Origin of the sequence: Enterococcus avium (assembly GCF_002891025.1) — a bacterium.
GTDB lineage: Bacteria > Bacillota > Bacilli > Lactobacillales > Enterococcaceae > Enterococcus_A > Enterococcus_A avium.
Genome location: NZ_NBSL01000003.1, coordinates 778,974 through 794,114 on the forward strand (window position 1 = coordinate 778,974; position 15,141 = coordinate 794,114).

16 protein-coding genes are annotated in these 15,141 nt (G+C 39.0%); 13 read left to right on the plus strand and 3 right to left on the minus strand.

What is annotated here, in order from left to right:
- The first annotated feature begins 31 nt into the window (after positions 1–31).
- From AUF14_RS19390 to AUF14_RS19400, 3 genes are all read left to right on the plus strand, one after another.
- On the plus strand, positions 32–934 hold the full coding sequence (locus AUF14_RS19390; RefSeq protein ID WP_070503556.1) for a class I mannose-6-phosphate isomerase: 903 nt from the start codon (positions 32–34) through the stop codon (positions 932–934).
- A gap of 42 nt (positions 935–976) precedes the next feature.
- A complete protein-coding gene (locus tag AUF14_RS19395) occupies positions 977–1,687 on the plus strand; it encodes a GntR family transcriptional regulator (RefSeq protein WP_016178530.1) in 711 nt (236 codons plus the stop codon).
- A 215-nt stretch (positions 1,688–1,902) separates the two neighbouring features.
- Entirely contained in the window at positions 1,903–2,655 is a 753-nt protein-coding gene (locus AUF14_RS19400; protein ID WP_002350442.1) for a DeoR/GlpR family DNA-binding transcription regulator, read from the plus strand.
- A gap of 592 nt (positions 2,656–3,247) precedes the next feature.
- Here the strand turns inward: AUF14_RS19400 and AUF14_RS19405 are convergent.
- From AUF14_RS19405 to AUF14_RS19415, 3 genes are read right to left on the minus strand one after another with little or no spacing between them, the layout of a single operon-like run.
- Complete coding sequence (locus AUF14_RS19405; RefSeq protein ID WP_102866507.1) at positions 3,248–4,705, minus strand: PTS galactitol transporter subunit IIC; 1,458 nt, start codon at positions 4,703–4,705, stop codon at positions 3,248–3,250.
- 21 nt (positions 4,706–4,726) lie between these two features.
- Positions 4,727–5,029 carry a PTS sugar transporter subunit IIB gene (locus tag AUF14_RS19410; RefSeq protein ID WP_070503558.1) on the minus strand — a complete coding sequence of 101 codons (303 nt, stop codon included), beginning with the start codon at positions 5,027–5,029 and terminating at the stop codon, positions 4,727–4,729.
- Positions 5,030–5,071: 42 nt separating this feature from the next.
- Positions 5,072–5,563, minus strand: a complete 492-nt coding sequence (locus AUF14_RS19415; RefSeq protein WP_070503559.1) for a PTS sugar transporter subunit IIA — start codon at positions 5,561–5,563, stop codon at positions 5,072–5,074.
- 164 nt (positions 5,564–5,727) lie between these two features.
- Here AUF14_RS19415 and AUF14_RS19420 point away from each other — a divergent pair, with 164 nt between their 5' ends.
- The 10 genes from AUF14_RS19420 (at position 5,728) to AUF14_RS19470 (ending at position 15,134) form a co-directional block, all read left to right on the plus strand.
- The gene (locus AUF14_RS19420; protein WP_070503561.1) at positions 5,728–6,501 is read left to right on the plus strand and encodes a DeoR/GlpR family DNA-binding transcription regulator; all 774 of its coding nucleotides are present in this window, start codon (positions 5,728–5,730) and stop codon (positions 6,499–6,501) included.
- Positions 6,502–6,520: 19 nt separating this feature from the next.
- On the plus strand, positions 6,521–6,949 hold the full coding sequence (gene lacA / locus AUF14_RS19425; protein WP_070503563.1) for a galactose-6-phosphate isomerase subunit LacA: 429 nt from the start codon (positions 6,521–6,523) through the stop codon (positions 6,947–6,949).
- A gap of 18 nt (positions 6,950–6,967) precedes the next feature.
- Positions 6,968–7,483 carry a galactose-6-phosphate isomerase subunit LacB gene (gene lacB / locus AUF14_RS19430; RefSeq protein WP_010731482.1) on the plus strand — a complete coding sequence of 172 codons (516 nt, stop codon included), beginning with the start codon at positions 6,968–6,970 and terminating at the stop codon, positions 7,481–7,483.
- Between the two features lie 12 nt (positions 7,484–7,495).
- Positions 7,496–8,422, plus strand: coding sequence for a tagatose-6-phosphate kinase (gene lacC, locus AUF14_RS19435; RefSeq protein ID WP_070503567.1), 927 nt, complete (start codon positions 7,496–7,498; stop codon positions 8,420–8,422).
- A 12-nt stretch (positions 8,423–8,434) separates the two neighbouring features.
- Complete coding sequence (lacD, locus tag AUF14_RS19440) at positions 8,435–9,421, plus strand: tagatose-bisphosphate aldolase (RefSeq protein ID WP_070503568.1); 987 nt, start codon at positions 8,435–8,437, stop codon at positions 9,419–9,421.
- A gap of 453 nt (positions 9,422–9,874) precedes the next feature.
- Positions 9,875–10,543, plus strand: coding sequence for a response regulator transcription factor (locus tag AUF14_RS19445; RefSeq protein WP_016178523.1), 669 nt, complete (start codon positions 9,875–9,877; stop codon positions 10,541–10,543).
- The gene (locus tag AUF14_RS19450; protein WP_070503569.1) at positions 10,534–11,628 is read left to right on the plus strand and encodes a sensor histidine kinase; all 1,095 of its coding nucleotides are present in this window, start codon (positions 10,534–10,536) and stop codon (positions 11,626–11,628) included. Before AUF14_RS19445 ends, AUF14_RS19450 begins: the two co-directional genes overlap by 10 nt.
- Positions 11,629–11,682: 54 nt before the next feature.
- Positions 11,683–12,936, plus strand: coding sequence for an ABC transporter permease family protein (locus tag AUF14_RS22970; protein WP_227656404.1), 1,254 nt, complete (start codon positions 11,683–11,685; stop codon positions 12,934–12,936).
- Complete coding sequence (locus AUF14_RS19465) at positions 12,933–13,607, plus strand: ATP-binding cassette domain-containing protein (RefSeq protein ID WP_070503573.1); 675 nt, start codon at positions 12,933–12,935, stop codon at positions 13,605–13,607. Before AUF14_RS22970 ends, AUF14_RS19465 begins: the two co-directional genes overlap by 4 nt.
- Positions 13,608–13,658: 51 nt before the next feature.
- On the plus strand, positions 13,659–15,134 hold the full coding sequence (locus AUF14_RS19470) for an FtsX-like permease family protein (RefSeq protein WP_070503575.1): 1,476 nt from the start codon (positions 13,659–13,661) through the stop codon (positions 15,132–15,134).
- The last annotated feature ends 7 nt before the right edge of the window (positions 15,135–15,141 follow it).

Here is a 15,141-nt window from a genome sequence, read left to right on the forward strand (position 1 = left end):
TAGAGAATAATGAAATAAAGGAGAATGAAAAATGTACATTTTAGAACCAACCTCACGAGAACGAATTTGGGGCACAGCTAGATTGCACGAATATCATGGTGACCATAAGATTGAGAAAATTGGGTCCGTTTATTCAGCAAGTGGGATTGCTGATATTGATTGTAACGTAGTAAATGAAGAGAAAACATTTGGAGAAATGGTTGCAGAAAATCCTCAAAAATTTGGTTTGGAGGCGGGTGAGGTTTATCCTTTGATTATCTCATTTACAGCCTGCGATGAGAATCTTAGTATTCAGGTACATCCTACTGATGAATACGCGCAGTCCGTTGAGAATCTGCCTTATGGAAAAAGTGAAGCCTGGTATTTTATTGATCCGCCGGAAACAGGCTGGATTTATGCTGAACAGCAAGACCCTAGAAAATCAGCTATTTTAGCAGCAGCCAAGGAGAATGAATACACGAAAATTTTGAAAAAATATCCAGTTGCAGAACATGATGTGATTTATATCCCGTCTGGAACGATTCACGCGTTAACAAAGGGATCATTGGTCTATGAAATTCAACAAGCAACAGATATCACTTATCGTTTTTATGATTATGATCGTACAGATATGCGAGGACAGAAAAGGGAACTACATGTTGAAAAGGCCATCGAAACACTTCAACCAGAAAATGAGGTAGAAAGGTGTTCGTTTGCATTGGGAGACTCAGTTTGTCAAAGGGAATTTACGATTCAGCATCTGAAAGGAAAGCAAATAGTAGAAAATAATTCTTCCATAGCAAGTATACTTACAATAATTGCTGGAACGATTGTTATTGCTGGCAGTACTTGCAATGTCGGACAAAGTATTGTTTTATTAAAAGATGAAATGTTTGAATTGCCAGAAACGGTTGAAGCTGTCTTAGCTACACCAATAAAATATTGGAGAATATAACTATGTTATAATGGATACAATTAATCAAGGAGTAGGTAGCTTATGAATATCCCTTTGCACAAAAAAATTCGAATGGACTTATTGGAAAAAATTCAAAATGGAGAATATGTGGAAAATCAATTAATTCCTACTGAAATGGAGTTGGCGGAACAGTACAAGGTTAGTCGGCCTACAGTTCGTCAGGCGGTTCAGGCGCTGGTAAATGAAGGATATTTGGAGAAGCGTAAAAAAAGAGGAACGATTGTAAAAAAAACTAAGATTCAGCAAGAATTTACACATGTGATCGAGAGTTTTGATTCGGAAATGAGCCGAAAAGGAATCATTCCAAAAACAAAAGTTTTGAATTTTCAACAAGTTGCTGCTAGTGAAGAAGTAGCTGAAAACTTAGAATTAGAGCAAGGAGACTTGGTCTATAAATTAACGCGTTTACGGTACGCGGAAGAGAAACCAGTCGTACTAGTTACTAGCTATATTCCTTATGAATTGTTTCCAAAGTTTCAAAAGGTTGATTTTACAAAAGAAAAAATGTATCAAGTTTTTGAAGAAATGGGTTATCCAATTAAAACGGTCACCAGAAAACTAGAAGTAATCAAAGCGGATGATACGATCAGCGATTTGTTAGATGTGGAAGAAGGAGATCCAATGTTCTATTTCCATACACAGGGTTTTTCGCTAGAACGTCTGCCCGTTGAGTATTCGATTTCGAAATATCGAGGAGACATTAACTACTTTGTTTTTGAACTTGCACAATAACTTCAGATTAAATAAAATGATTTATTAAAGATAAAAGTCGAATGAACAAGGCTGTCACTATGATAGTCATGCTCGTTCGGTTTTATTTTTTTAGAATAGCAGCTTGCAAATTCTGAAAAATTTTGCTTTCCTTCATGCAGAAGGCTTCTTAAGAAAACTTGTTCTAGCACTTTTCTTAAGAATTTGATAGTCTTAAAAAGAAAAGAGGCGATGAAATGTTAAAAACGGATCGATTCCAAGCGATCATGTCGTTATTAGAGGTTAACGGTACAGTACGAGTCAGCGATATTATGGAGAAGTTTTCGGTTTCGGATATGACAGTCCGACGTGATTTGGACGAAATGGAGAAACAAGGATTATTAGAACGCGTCCATGGCGGAGCGAAATTGAAGGATTTTTATCGGCATGTGGAGCTTTCTCATAGAGAAAAACAGATTATGCTGCAAGAAGAAAAGCAGCGGATTGTGGAAAAGGCGAATGAAATGATCAATGATGGTGATACGATATTTCTTGGACCAGGAACTACAATCGAGCTCATGTCAAAAATCATTCAAGGGGATTCACTGCGGATTGTTACAAACTGTTTGCCTGTTTTTGAAGAATTAAATAAGCGAAAAGGGAATCGAAAAATCTATCTATTAGGTGGCGAGATGCGGGAAACAACTCAATGCTTTGTTGGTGAAATCACGAATAAATCGCTACAGGATATGAATTTTCATAAAGCATTTTTCAGCTGTAATGCTTTAAATGAACAGAAAATTATGACTTCGACTTTTGAAGAGGGCCAAACTCAACAGATCGCTCTGAATAATTCTGTTGAACGCTTTTTATTGATTGATCATTCGAAAATTGGGAAAAGAGATTTTTCAGTATATTATAATCTGAATGATGTAACCGTAGTTATAACGGATGATGATGAACAAAAGCACTATGAAAAAATCGAAAAAGAAGAAAAATATGTTGTGTAAATGAGAAACTGCCAAACTCTAGATAATTAGAACTTGGTAGTTTTTTTGTAGCCTTGATTTTAAGCGGATTATGTTATTTTTAGGGTGCATCATTACTAATTCCTCCGAATACTTGAATACACCATTTGAAATAAGATAGTCGATTTTTTTGGGGTATTATGTTTATGAGAAGGGAAAAATATCAGTATCAATCACCGCTTTATTAAGGAGGAAAAGGGATATCAAAACAACCATGGGCACTAAGTCAGCTGAAGCTCTTTGACATGAAACGAGTTAGATCAGAAAAAGCAATGATGAAATCGCACGCATAACCGCGGGATGCGAAGCGATTCAGGAAAAAAGAAGTCAAGGAATTCGCAATTAAACAACAAAAAGTCAAAAAGCACAAAACAAACAAGAACACAAAAAGAATCGTTGAGGAATACCAACAAAGGCAAGCTTAAAGGAGTTAAAAAAAGCATAAACGTTGATAATTTCTTTATTGGGTGTGGCAAGAGATGGGCTATGCTTTTTGAAATGGATTTTACATCTATTTATTTTTTATAGGTAAAATAATACCCCGAAGTCTAAAGACATTCGGGGTGTTTTTAGCTTATTTAGCTTCGGCTGCATAAGTCATATTATGCGCCGTTGCCGGAGAGGTCTTCTCTTCTTTTTCAGCTGCGTATGCAGCGTTGCGTTTTTTCATTTGATGAGCGTACCAAATGAAGATTAAAAGGTATGCACCTAATGCTAAGGCAGCGTATATCACAAATTCGATTTGTCCTTGAGAAGCATTACCGACTAAATAACCTAGGAATTTTTCAATCGGGCCTTCCATCGTTGTATGAGAGATCATGGCGGACCCGCTCAAGCCGGCTGGAAAGGCTCCGACTGCTTTAGCTGTTTGAGTAACGAATGGTGCAATCAAGGTACCTGACCATAAGAATAATGGTAATTCGATCGCGCCGATTACGATCATACGGATTAATTTTCCACGAGTTACGACCAATAGTGCTGGGGTAACACCCATTGCGATGATTCCGCCTAGTGGCAATAATTTATTTCCTGGTAAGATGATGGCTTCTAGCAACATGATTGGTGCTAACACGTTGGCGGCAGCCCAGATTTCAGCGCGGCCTGCTAAGAAAGGCCAGTCTAAACCTATGTTGATGGTACGTCCTTTTAGTCGTTTATTGGCAAAATCGGTAATCCCTTGTGATAACGGTTCTACGGCTGCGATGAACCAAGCGCCGATCAAAGAGAACAATTCCAAACAGACGGCAGCAGTAAAGGCTAGCGAGAAAATTTGCGTTGGTGTTTGTCCTGCTAGTAATCCAACAAAAATCCCCAAATAAATTCCAATCGCGAATTTTGATCCCCAGAAGCCAATTTTACTATTCAATTTGGCAGCATCGAAATCATATTTATCCAACCAAGGGAAGACTTTGTCGAAAATTTTATCGAAAACCATAATGATCGGATTCATCATGTAGTTCATATGAGTCGTGGTCATCGGGTTGCTGTCTGGTGCATTTAACAAGTCATTGAAGGTTGGTTTCATTAAGTCGGAGTTCCAAATTTTTAATACACCAATGAAAATAACTAATGCAGAAGCAATAAACAGATTAGCACCGCAGAAGATCGCGAACAAACCAACAATTGCTAAATGCCAAATATCGAAAATATCCACATCTAATGTGTTGGTTTTTTTCATTGCTAACATGATAATATTGACGATCACCATAATTAGTAAAAAGTAAAGGGTGTATGGCGAACCCCAGGTGATGGTTGCTAGTGGGGCCCAACCGACATCTGTAATGTTTAATGAAATACCTGTGCGTTCAACAAAAGCTGTCATAGCGTCTGAAAAAGCAGTAGTTAAAATTCCAATAATAGCTCCGATCCCAGTCAGGGCGATCCCTAATTTGATCCCGCCTTCAAGAGCGCGTGACGGTTTTACTTTAAAAAATAAGGCAATAACAGTTAATACGATGGTCATTAACGGTGCCGCCCCTAAATTAATTAGGGGGGTAAATACTTTATTGGCAATATCAATAATTGTATTCATATGCTTTTCCTTTCTTTAGTCCTATTTGTTTAATAATTGGATTGCGCTTTCCATACTTTGGTAAACAGGCTCAGCCATAGCAGGAATACGATAAAGAATAGCACCTGCATCAACGACAGGGATGTTAATGTCAAAACCCAAGTCGGTGTTGGCAATTTGTGCGAAAATGTCATAATGAGACAGCATTTCTTCATTGATATCTTTGATCATAACGGCGTCACAGGTGACTTGATAGCCACGATTTTTCAATTCAGTTTCTAAAGCGCTTTTGATTTGATGGCTTGAATTAACTCCTGCTCCACATGCTGCTAAAATTTTGATCATAATAATTCTCCCCTTAAAATAAGTTTATTTTTTATCCTGCGGTTAGGCAGAGACTTCTATATAAAAATGTTCTTCTAAAAAATGATAAATCGCTTCTGTGTCCTCTAATTTGAAAAACGAACACAGTTTTTCTTTGTCAACAGAATTAATGAAATCCATGATATTAGCCAACATGCCAGCCTGTGCTTCACCATTTTCGTTCAAGATCATGAAAAGAAATGAAGCGGAAATCTGATCGCTTGGCGAGATCATGTTGTAGAAAGGGATTTCATTTTTTACTTTGATTGGAATGATACGGGTGGTTCGCACAAACTCACTTTCGGTATGAGGGATAGCGATATCTGGCAATATTTTAGAGACAGGTGAGAGATCTAATCCCGTCGGATAATTACGCTCCCGTTCTAAAAGGTTCTCCAAAAAATCTTCGGTTACCAATTCTTTCTTTAACAGATCTTGATAGACTTCCTCGAACACTTCTTCCTGCGATTGCTTGTCAGAAACATAGACAGTGTCTTTGAAAAAGAATTCATTCACACAAAACAGCTCCTTTATTAGTTCGTTTATGTTTATTTATCTGTTTACAAGTTGAGTATAATCGCTTACAAAATCATTGTCAACACATAAACGAAAATAAACAAACAATATGTGTTGAAAAATGTTTGTATATGTTTTATTATAGGGTCGTGGAGGTACGGGATATGCTGAAAACAGAACGACAGCGTTCGATCTTAACGATGTGTGATCGCTATGGGACGATCACAGTCAAATTTATTCAGGAAGTACTGAATGTTTCAGATATGACGATCCGCCGAGATCTAGAGGAACTCGCGCAGAAGAAAAAGCTTTTACGCGTTCATGGCGGTGCACAAAAAATCGATTATCTAGAAATGTCGACTTCTATAGAAGCAAATGAGCTTTCTCATACTGAAAAAAAGAAGCTGCATACAAAAGAGAAGGAATACATCGCTAAAAATGCGGCGGCTCATATCAATCAAGAAGACGACACGATTTTTCTTGGATCGGGTACAACGATCGAATTAATGACACGATACATCAAGCCGTCATCTCTCCGAATCGTTACCAATAGTCTGCCGGTTTTCAATCTATTAAGTGAAATAAAAAGATTTGAATTGTATTTGATCGGTGGGCTTTATCGGGAAAAGACTGGCGCCTTTGTCGGTTCAATTGCCAATGAAGCTGTTCAAAAAATCGGTATTAAGAAGGCTTTTGTCGGAGTGAATGGATTGAAGGGTTCGGAGGTTTCGAATTTCAGTATTGAAGAAGGTACCTTGCAAAAAATTGTTTTAGATAATGCGGCAGAAAAATGTTTGGTTTCAGATGCAAACAAATTCGACCATAGCGATTTTTATAATTTCTATGATTTGCGCAAGATCGACAAATTATTTACGGATTCTACTCTTTCAGCCGAGCTGAAGAGTTATTATCAGCAATTCACTAAAATCATTCAGTAAAAAATAGGAGGAAACAAAAATGCGTGTAGTAATTGGTTCAGACAGTGATGGCATGGAATTAAAGGAATTAATCAAGAAAAAATTGATCAAGAAAGGTATAACAGTAGTAGATAAGAGTGAAACGGCTTCAGAAGATTTTGTGGAATCAACTTTGGCGATCGCAAATGATTTGAATGAAAACGAAGGTAGTTTAGGAATCGCGGTTGATGGCTACGGTGCTGGCAGTTTTATCACGGCAACAAAGGTTAAAGGAATGGTAGCGGCAGAAGTTTCGGATGAACGCAGTGCGTATATGACCCGTGAACATAATAATTCCCGGATGATCACACTTGGATCAAAAATTGTTGGCGATGAGTTGGCATTGAATATTGTTAAGGAATTTCTACAAGCAAATTATGATGGCGGTCGTCATCAAGTACGTGTCGACATGTTAAATAAAATGGCGTAATTAGGAAGGATGAATGAAATGAAAATCGCAATTGGCTGTGACCACATCGTCACAGATACAAAAATGGCAGTATCAGATTTCTTAAAATCAAAAGGACATGAAGTGTTGGATATGGGGACCTATGACTTTACCAGAACCCATTATCCGATCTACGGAAAAAAAGTCGGAGAGGCCGTGACTAGCGGAGAAGCAGATCTAGGAGTTTGTTTGTGTGGAACAGGTGTTGGGATTAACAACGCTGTCAATAAAGTACCTGGTATCCGCAGTGCGCTGGTTCGCGATATGACGACTGCTATCTATGCGAAGGAACAACTAAATGCCAATGTGATCGGCTTTGGCGCTCGGATTACGGGAGAATTTTTGATCTGTGACATATTAGAGGCCTTCATCAATGCCGATTATCAAGAAACTGAAGAAAACAAAAAATTGATCGCCAAAATCGATCACGTCGAAAAAGCCAGTGACAAGCAGTCTGATCCGCATTTCTTCGATGAATTTATCGAGAAATGGGATCGTGGCGAATACCACGATTAAGCGGGTGGACAAATGATTTTAACAATAACGATGAATCCCTCGATTGATATTTCTTATCCATTAGAAACCTTCAAGCTCGACACAGTCAATCGAGTAAGAAATGTTCGCAAAACAGCTGGCGGTAAGGGTCTAAATGTGACACGTATCTTGAAGCAATTAGATACGGAGGTGATTGCTAGTGGTTTAATCGGCGGTTTTTTAGGTGAAGAGATTAAAAAGGACCTGACTCAAAATGAGATTGCTCATGACTTTTTACCTATCAGCGGAGAGACACGTAATTGCATCGCTGTTTTACATGACGGAAAACAGACGGAAATCCTAGAAAACGGACCTGTTATTACTGAACAAGAAGCAAGGGCGTTCTTGCAACATTTCGAAAAATTAGCTGTTAAAGCCGAAATCATTTCTTTTTCAGGAAGCTTGCCAGAAGGATTGTCTGCTGATTTTTATCGACAAATGCTGCAAGTTTGTCAGCCAAAGCCTGTCGTTTTAGATTGTTCAGGGACAGCATTAAGGGAAGTGTTGCGAGGCAGTGTAAAGCCTAAGCTAATAAAACCCAATACCGAAGAGCTGGCTGGTCTGCTAGGACGAGAAATCTCAACAGAATTATCAGATTTAAAAGCCGCCTTGTCAGATTCGATGTTTGATGAAATTGAATGGATAGTGGTTTCAATGGGGGGCGACGGAGCCTTTGCCAAACATCACGAGACTTTTTATCGCGTGACAATTCCAAAGATTGATGTAGTCAATCCAGTTGGCTCTGGTGATGCGACGGTTGCCGGATTGACTGCTGCGATTCAACAAGGTCTTTCGGATGAAGCCGTGTTAAAACAGGGCAATGTTTTAGGAATGCTGAATGCTCAGGAAGCGACGACTGGCTATGTCCAATTAGCCAATTATCAAAAACTATATGATCAAATCTTAGTGGAGAAAGTGTAGGAGGATATGGAAATGAACGAAGAAAAACGTCAATATATCAAGCAACTATGCAATGAAGATGGAGTGATTGGGGCCTTAGCAATTGATCAACGCGGGGCTTTGAAGAAGATGATCACAAAATTCAAGGGCAGCGAAGCAGAAGAATCAGAAATCGTTGAATTTAAAGAAATTGTTTCTTCACAATTAACGAAATATGCCTCATCGATTTTATTAGATCCCGAATATGGCTTGCCAGCAGCTGACGTTAGAGCAAAAAATGCCGGCTTGCTGTTAGCTTATGAAAAAACTGGTTACGATGCGTCAACTCCCGGCCGTTTACCAGATTTATTATCGATCTGGTCAGTTAAACGTTTAAAAGAAGCAGGCGCCGATGCTTGTAAGTTCTTACTTTACTATGATGTCGATGAAGCAGAAGAAATCAACAATCAAAAACATGCTTTTATTGAACGAATCGGCTCAGAATGTCAGGCTGAAAACTTACCCTTCTTCTTGGAGCTTGTTTCTTATGACGCGAACATCTCTGATGCGACTTCGAAAGAATACGCCATTAAGAAACCTCATAAAGTCAACGATATGATGAAGGAATTTTCTGATCCACGTTATGGTGTAGATGTGTTAAAGGTGGAAGTACCCGTCAATATGAATTATGTAGAAGGCTATGCGACGGGCGAAGCCGTGTACACAAAGGCACAAGCGGCTAACTTCTTCAAGGAACAGGCTGAAGCCACTAACCTGCCATTTATTTTCCTAAGCGCCGGTGTAAAAGCAGAGTTGTTCCAAGAAACACTGCGCTTCGCGAAAAATGCTGGCTCAACCTTCAATGGTGTACTTTGCGGCCGTGCGACTTGGGCAGATGGTGTAGAAAGCTATATCGTTGACGGAAAAGAAGCAGCAATGGAGTGGATGAATACGCAAGGGCGTAAAAATATTGAAGAATTAAATGCCGTATTGAAAGAAACTGCTACACCGGTGGAAGTGTTAACGAACTCTTTATCATAAGAAATCAGACTGTGAAGCACAATTGCTTGCAGTCTTTTTTTTACATAAAGCGTAAAATCATGCTGCATTATTAGGGGGACGAATTCTAAAATAGTAAGTGAGTTAAAACGAAGGGGCTTTTCTTTAGAGAGGTTTTCTTGCATGGGGTACTTAATGGCTTGATGGCAATTTTCAGTATTCTAACGAGGCTTATTGGTCATAAACCAACGAACTTTGAAAAGTATATACAAGAAAACTAAGCAAATAGAAAGTAGTGAGATTGGAGGAAAGGTTCCAGTCTTTTTCTATTCTAGGTATTTTCAAACAGTAAAATCATTCGTAATTATGTTTTTTTTACAGAATGTATGAATTTCTTCAAATCTTCACAAAAAGAGCGTGGACTTTGAAGAAGAGCGTGTACTATGCTTAAAAGCATAAGAGGAATTACTAAATCCATACGAGGAGTGAATATACATGCGTGTACTGGTGGTTGAGGACAATCGTGAGCTGGCTTTATCCGTAAAAAAGGGGCTAGAGCAGGAGAATATTTCTGTAGATGTAGCTTATGATGGCGAGTTAGGAGAAGAGAAGGCCTTCATCAATTCATACGATGGGATACTACTAGATTTAAATCTGCCTAAAAAAGATGGATTATCTGTTTTACAAAGTCTCCGTGCTGAAGAAGTCGAAAGTCCAGTTATCATTATTACCGCACGTGATGAGATTGAAGAACGAGCAAAAGGCTTGGATTTTGGAGCAGATGATTATTTAGTCAAACCCTTTGAGTTACTAGAATTAAAAGCACGGATACGCGCGGTTATTCGTCGTTATCATGGACGTGCACTGCCGCAGATTTCAATTGGTGCTTTGAAGATTGATCCATTAGGTCGAAGGGTCAGCTATCAAAAGACAGAGGTGGTCCTGAAACCCAAGGAATTTGATATCTTACTGTGCATTGCGCAGCGTCATCCAGCGGTTGTTTCGTCTGAGGAAATTTCTGAACATGTCTACGATGAAGATTTTGATCCTTTTTCGTCGGTTCTGCGAGTGCATCTGGCTCGTCTAAAAAAGAAACTGGCCGAAGCAGCTGAAAAAGAGGTCTTAAAAACCATTCGAGCAAAGGGGTACCAGCTATGCGATTAAATTTTAAAATGACGTTAACGATGCTGGCTTTTTCACTGTTGGTGACAGGCGTGATTTTAGTGAGTTTCTTCTTTCTGAGAAATAATTTGGAGGGAATCAGTATCGCATCTACCTTAGGTGAAGATGTTTATTTTATGGAAGAGGGTAAGACGGTTCAAGCAAAAACGCAGATGAAAGCTTCGAAATCTTCTAACAATCAATTTATGACTATTTCGATGATAGATAAAGCTTATCAGGACGAACTGTTTAAATATTTACCAGCGATGGTGCTGGTTATTTGTTCTGCCATCATGTTATTAACGTTTATTCTTTGGTTGGTTTTACGCAAAATTTACAGTAATCAAATCTTAGCGATTACGCGTGATTTAACGTTTATTGATCAAGTTCCTAAAAATACTGTGAAGGACGAGGCGTTAAATGCGGCTTTTAATAAGCTAAAGGATAAGTTCGATGGTCATTTGGAGGATTATCGACGGTTAAATAGTTATCTGACCCACGAGCAGAAAAATGCCATCGCTATTTTGCGTACAAATCTGGAAATAGAACGGCAAGATGCCGATCAAGGAAATTTAATGCTTTTAGATCGGATGACCGACAGTATTGACGATATTTTGACATTATCCAATAACTCAGAGGATCTTAGCACGGAAGTCGTAGATGTTTCACTGATCTGTGCGGAAGTTTGTGATGCCTACAAAAAGAATTATCCGAATCTTTTGTTTGCGTTTACTGAAGATCAACCAACCCTGATTCATGGACGAGATCGTTGGATTTATCGGGCGGTTTCGAATTTAGTCGACAATGCAATCAAATATGGCGAAGGAAAACTGGTAACCGTCACTATTTCAAATCAAAAAGGAAGTGTGATCGTAGAAGTAAAGGACCATGGAATCGGCATTCCTCAGAAGAAACAGGCATCAATTTTTTCTCATCAGTACCGAGTGCATGGACTCAAGCAGGATGGCTATGGTATCGGACTTTCTGTGGTGTCTCATGTCTGTGATCTTTGTCGCGGGTTTGTCTATTTGGAAAGTGAAGAAAAAAACGGCTCGTCATTCTATTTAAGTTTCCCTAGTATTGGTTAACATTCAGTTAACACTGGATTTGCTAAGATACGCTCATAGGAGGAGAAGTAAGCGATGATCATCATCCGACATGCTTGGCTAAATCTTAAACGCAACCGCTTCAGTCATCTAAAAAATGGCAGCTTCATTTTAATGATCTTGCTGTTTGTATTTTTGCTGCTGCAGGTTTATTTAACCGCTTCAGCCTATTTTTCAGATTATCAAGAGCAGACGGCAGCGATAATAAAAGGCGTGCAAGATTTAAAAAACGAACAAGCAAACAAATTTAATATGACCGATTACGAAACATTAAAAGCAAAGCCTTATGTAAAAAAGAGTCAATTAACAAGACAGGGGATCATCTCAACTAGTTTACAGCAACCGGAAGATCAAATGTTCGGCAGTTTTTCCAGCTCTTCATCGGAGCAAAATCTAGATGACTACTTATCAGTGTCAATGTTGGAGGACGATGCGTTAAAAACGTTGTTGTCCACTAAAAAGGCTAAACTCCAAGGGAATATTCCTTTAAAAAAGAACAGCTGTGTGGTTAGTCGTTCTTTGGCTAAGATTAACAAGTTGAAACTAGGAGATACAATTATGCTTGGAGCAAAAGGGCAAGAACACAAGATCAAGATTGTCGGCATAGCTGAATTTTCAACGATGGAATGGGCATCAGCTCCAAGTAGCATCTTAATCAGCTGGGAAACAGGTTCAGCGGTGGAACAAAATATGGTATCGAATTTTTCTTGTGTAATGTATCAATTGACCGATAAAAAGGAATTAAAAAATTTTGTAAAAGACTTTAAAAAAACAAAATCTTTTAAAAATTATTCTCTAATCAATCAAAGTTGGGCACAAGAAATTTTAAAGTCGTTTAAGGATACGCTTGATCTGTTGTTTAACGGAGTAGTTGTTGCACTGATTATAGGGCTTTTAGTGATTGCTGTTTGTTCCACATTAGCGATTAATCAGCGACAAGATTTTTATACGTTGCATTTGATGGGGATGAATCCCAAGGTATTATCGGCGAGCAGTTCATTAGAAAACAGCTTGCTTATAATTGGGCTCGGAGTCATCGCATTTTTTAGTTCTCGACAATTGAGCGGCTGGATTACTGGCGAATGGCTAATCAAGCTGCAAAAGAGTTTGACTGAACAAGAGCCATTTGTTGACTGGACAATCCCCCATTTAGAGCAAAGGTTGGACTGTTGGACAAATTATTCAGTGGTTCTTTTTTTAGGAGTCTATCTATTTATGATGTTGATAATAACCAATCTTCGAATTGCTAAGGTTGTTCGTGCTCCCTTACAGGTGGTGGCAAAACCATGACAAAATGGAACTTGGATCAGGTTAACTATCGTTATAAACATTCAAAGATCCCGACATTTGACAAGATTCGAGGCAGCTTTCAAACAGGAAAAAGCTACCAAATTTCTGGTGATTCTGGCAGTGGCAAGTCTACGCTTTTGGCTTTATTCGCTGGTTTAATCACTTGCTCTAGCGGTTCCTTAACTTACGATCATCAAGAAATTGCTAAGATTGATCGAAACCACTATCGAAGCCAAGAGGTCGCTTGCTTATTTCAAGATGGCAGTCTCCTGAAGGGCTCAGCCTTGACCAATCTGGAAATGGAAACACTACTATCCGGTAGAAAGGTCGATAAGGACGTGTTAATACGCGGCTTGTTATCGATAGGTCTATCGGAAAAACAGTTAAACATTCCCTTGACCAAATTAAGTAAGAAAGATCAACAGCTCGTTGCTTTAGCAAAATTATTGCTGAAAAAGCGGGCGCAATTGATTTTAGTCGATGAGCCTGAAAAGGTTTTTAGTGAGTGCGGAGTATCTTTTGCCATGAATAAGCTTAGAAGTCATAGTCTGCAGGAAAAGAAATGCTTCATTTTTACAACACAAACCACGCAATCGGTCAAATTTGCGGATGAGCTATGGGGACTTAATGGAGGGAAGTTACTCTTCATCAAAGAACAAGTCGAACTGTAGCATGATCTCGCTTTCCAACCATCTAAGTTCTTTGATAGGAAGGATGTTACGATGAATTATTGGAAACGAGCAAAAAACAGTATCTTAAGAACAAAAGGGAAATCATTGATCCTATTTGCGGTCATTTTTGTATTAGGAAATGTCATTGCCGGAGCAATCGCGATCCAGCAATCAACAACCAATGTTGAAAAGAAGATGAAACAGGAGTTAGGAGCAACGGTCTCTGCCGAACCGGATTTAAACAAAATCCTGGAGCAAAATGAGAACGGTGAAATGCAGGCTTCCTCCCAGAACGAACGACTAAAGGAAGAAACCATTAAAAAAATGGGCGCGTCACCCTATGTAAAGGATTATGATTATAGCTATATGGCTTATTTGTATGTGAAGAAGTTCAAAACCTATGAACTTCAAGATCAAGGAGACATTCATTTCGCTACCCCCTACAATTCAATGACCTTAAAGGGGAGTAATAGCACCGAACCAATGGATTTCAAAAATAAAAAAGTTAAGCTGGTTGATGGCCGTATGCTGACTAAAGAAGAACTGGCGGGCAAAAAACCAGTAGCGTTAATTTCTAAGAAGGTGGCCGATGAAAATGGCCTATCCGTTGGTGACCAAATGGTTTTAGATACCGTCACTTTGCTTCCGAAAGAGGACGGCTCAATGGATACTCAGGATTCCACAGAACATGGCATCAAGATCGTGGGCTTATTTGAACCAATCAAGCTGGAGAAAAAGAAAAAAGAAGGACAAAACGGGCAAGACGCTCTGAACCAGCAGATTACTGAATTGGAGCAATACAACACCGCTTTTGTTTCCAACGGTTTAGTACGGGAAATCAATAAGATTGAGATGGACAACCAGCCGGAAGAATTGAAGGAAGATTCTGATGGGGAAGTGTCGCCGATTTTCACTTTGAAATCACCAGATGATGTGGCTGCTTTTAAAAAGGAAATGAAGCCGTTATTGCCAGATGGCTATAAAGCGGTTGCTTCTACGGATGAGTTTGACAAGGTAGGGGCAAGTGTTAAGCGCCTTTCTAAAATCTCTGGTTATGTTGTACTGCTGGCGATTCTAGCCTCCTTATTGATCATCACTCTCGTAGTCGTGTTGTTTATGAAGGATCGCCGATATGAGTGGGGGATTTATTTATCGCTGGGAGAGCATCGAAAGAATATCATGAAGCAGGTCATTGCTGAACTGTTAGTGATTAGTCTAGCTGCTTTACTGATTTCCTTAGTATCAGGAAATGTTTTAGGGAAAATGGTCTCTGAATCATTGATTGCAGGGGATGCGATGGATCAGTCTGCACAGGATATCGGTTCGCAAATGATTTCAATGGGCGGAAATGCTTCGGTTTTAGCTTCCTCGTTGTCAAATCAAGATGTCTTAAATAATTACGAAGTACGTTTTTCTATGACATATATTGTGACCTATCTGATCGCTGGTATCGGAACGATACTTTTAGCCGCTGTTTTACCTTTAACGTATGTGATGCGGTTGAATCCGAAGAAAATCATGATGTAGGAGGAAT

What these genes read in the sequence shown, in the direction of transcription:
- AUF14_RS19405 (WP_102866507.1), bottom strand. Translation starts at nt 4,705, where the DNA reads ATGAATACAATTATTGATATTGCCAATAAAGTATTTACCCCCCTAATT.
- AUF14_RS19420 (WP_070503561.1), top strand. Translation starts at nt 5,728, where the DNA reads ATGCTGAAAACAGAACGACAGCGTTCGATCTTAACGATGTGTGATCGC.
- AUF14_RS19450 (WP_070503569.1), top strand. Translation starts at nt 10,534, where the DNA reads ATGCGATTAAATTTTAAAATGACGTTAACGATGCTGGCTTTTTCACTG.
- lacD (WP_070503568.1), top strand. Translation starts at nt 8,435, where the DNA reads ATGAACGAAGAAAAACGTCAATATATCAAGCAACTATGCAATGAAGAT.
- AUF14_RS22970 (WP_227656404.1), top strand. Translation starts at nt 11,683, where the DNA reads ATGATCATCATCCGACATGCTTGGCTAAATCTTAAACGCAACCGCTTC.
- AUF14_RS19445 (WP_016178523.1), top strand. Translation starts at nt 9,875, where the DNA reads ATGCGTGTACTGGTGGTTGAGGACAATCGTGAGCTGGCTTTATCCGTA.
- AUF14_RS19465 (WP_070503573.1), top strand. Translation starts at nt 12,933, where the DNA reads ATGACAAAATGGAACTTGGATCAGGTTAACTATCGTTATAAACATTCA.
- AUF14_RS19410 (WP_070503558.1), bottom strand. Translation starts at nt 5,029, where the DNA reads ATGATCAAAATTTTAGCAGCATGTGGAGCAGGAGTTAATTCAAGCCAT.
- AUF14_RS19400 (WP_002350442.1), top strand. Translation starts at nt 1,903, where the DNA reads ATGTTAAAAACGGATCGATTCCAAGCGATCATGTCGTTATTAGAGGTT.
- AUF14_RS19470 (WP_070503575.1), top strand. Translation starts at nt 13,659, where the DNA reads ATGAATTATTGGAAACGAGCAAAAAACAGTATCTTAAGAACAAAAGGG.
- lacC (WP_070503567.1), top strand. Translation starts at nt 7,496, where the DNA reads ATGATTTTAACAATAACGATGAATCCCTCGATTGATATTTCTTATCCA.
- AUF14_RS19390 (WP_070503556.1), top strand. Translation starts at nt 32, where the DNA reads ATGTACATTTTAGAACCAACCTCACGAGAACGAATTTGGGGCACAGCT.
- lacB (WP_010731482.1), top strand. Translation starts at nt 6,968, where the DNA reads ATGAAAATCGCAATTGGCTGTGACCACATCGTCACAGATACAAAAATG.
- AUF14_RS19395 (WP_016178530.1), top strand. Translation starts at nt 977, where the DNA reads ATGAATATCCCTTTGCACAAAAAAATTCGAATGGACTTATTGGAAAAA.
- lacA (WP_070503563.1), top strand. Translation starts at nt 6,521, where the DNA reads ATGCGTGTAGTAATTGGTTCAGACAGTGATGGCATGGAATTAAAGGAA.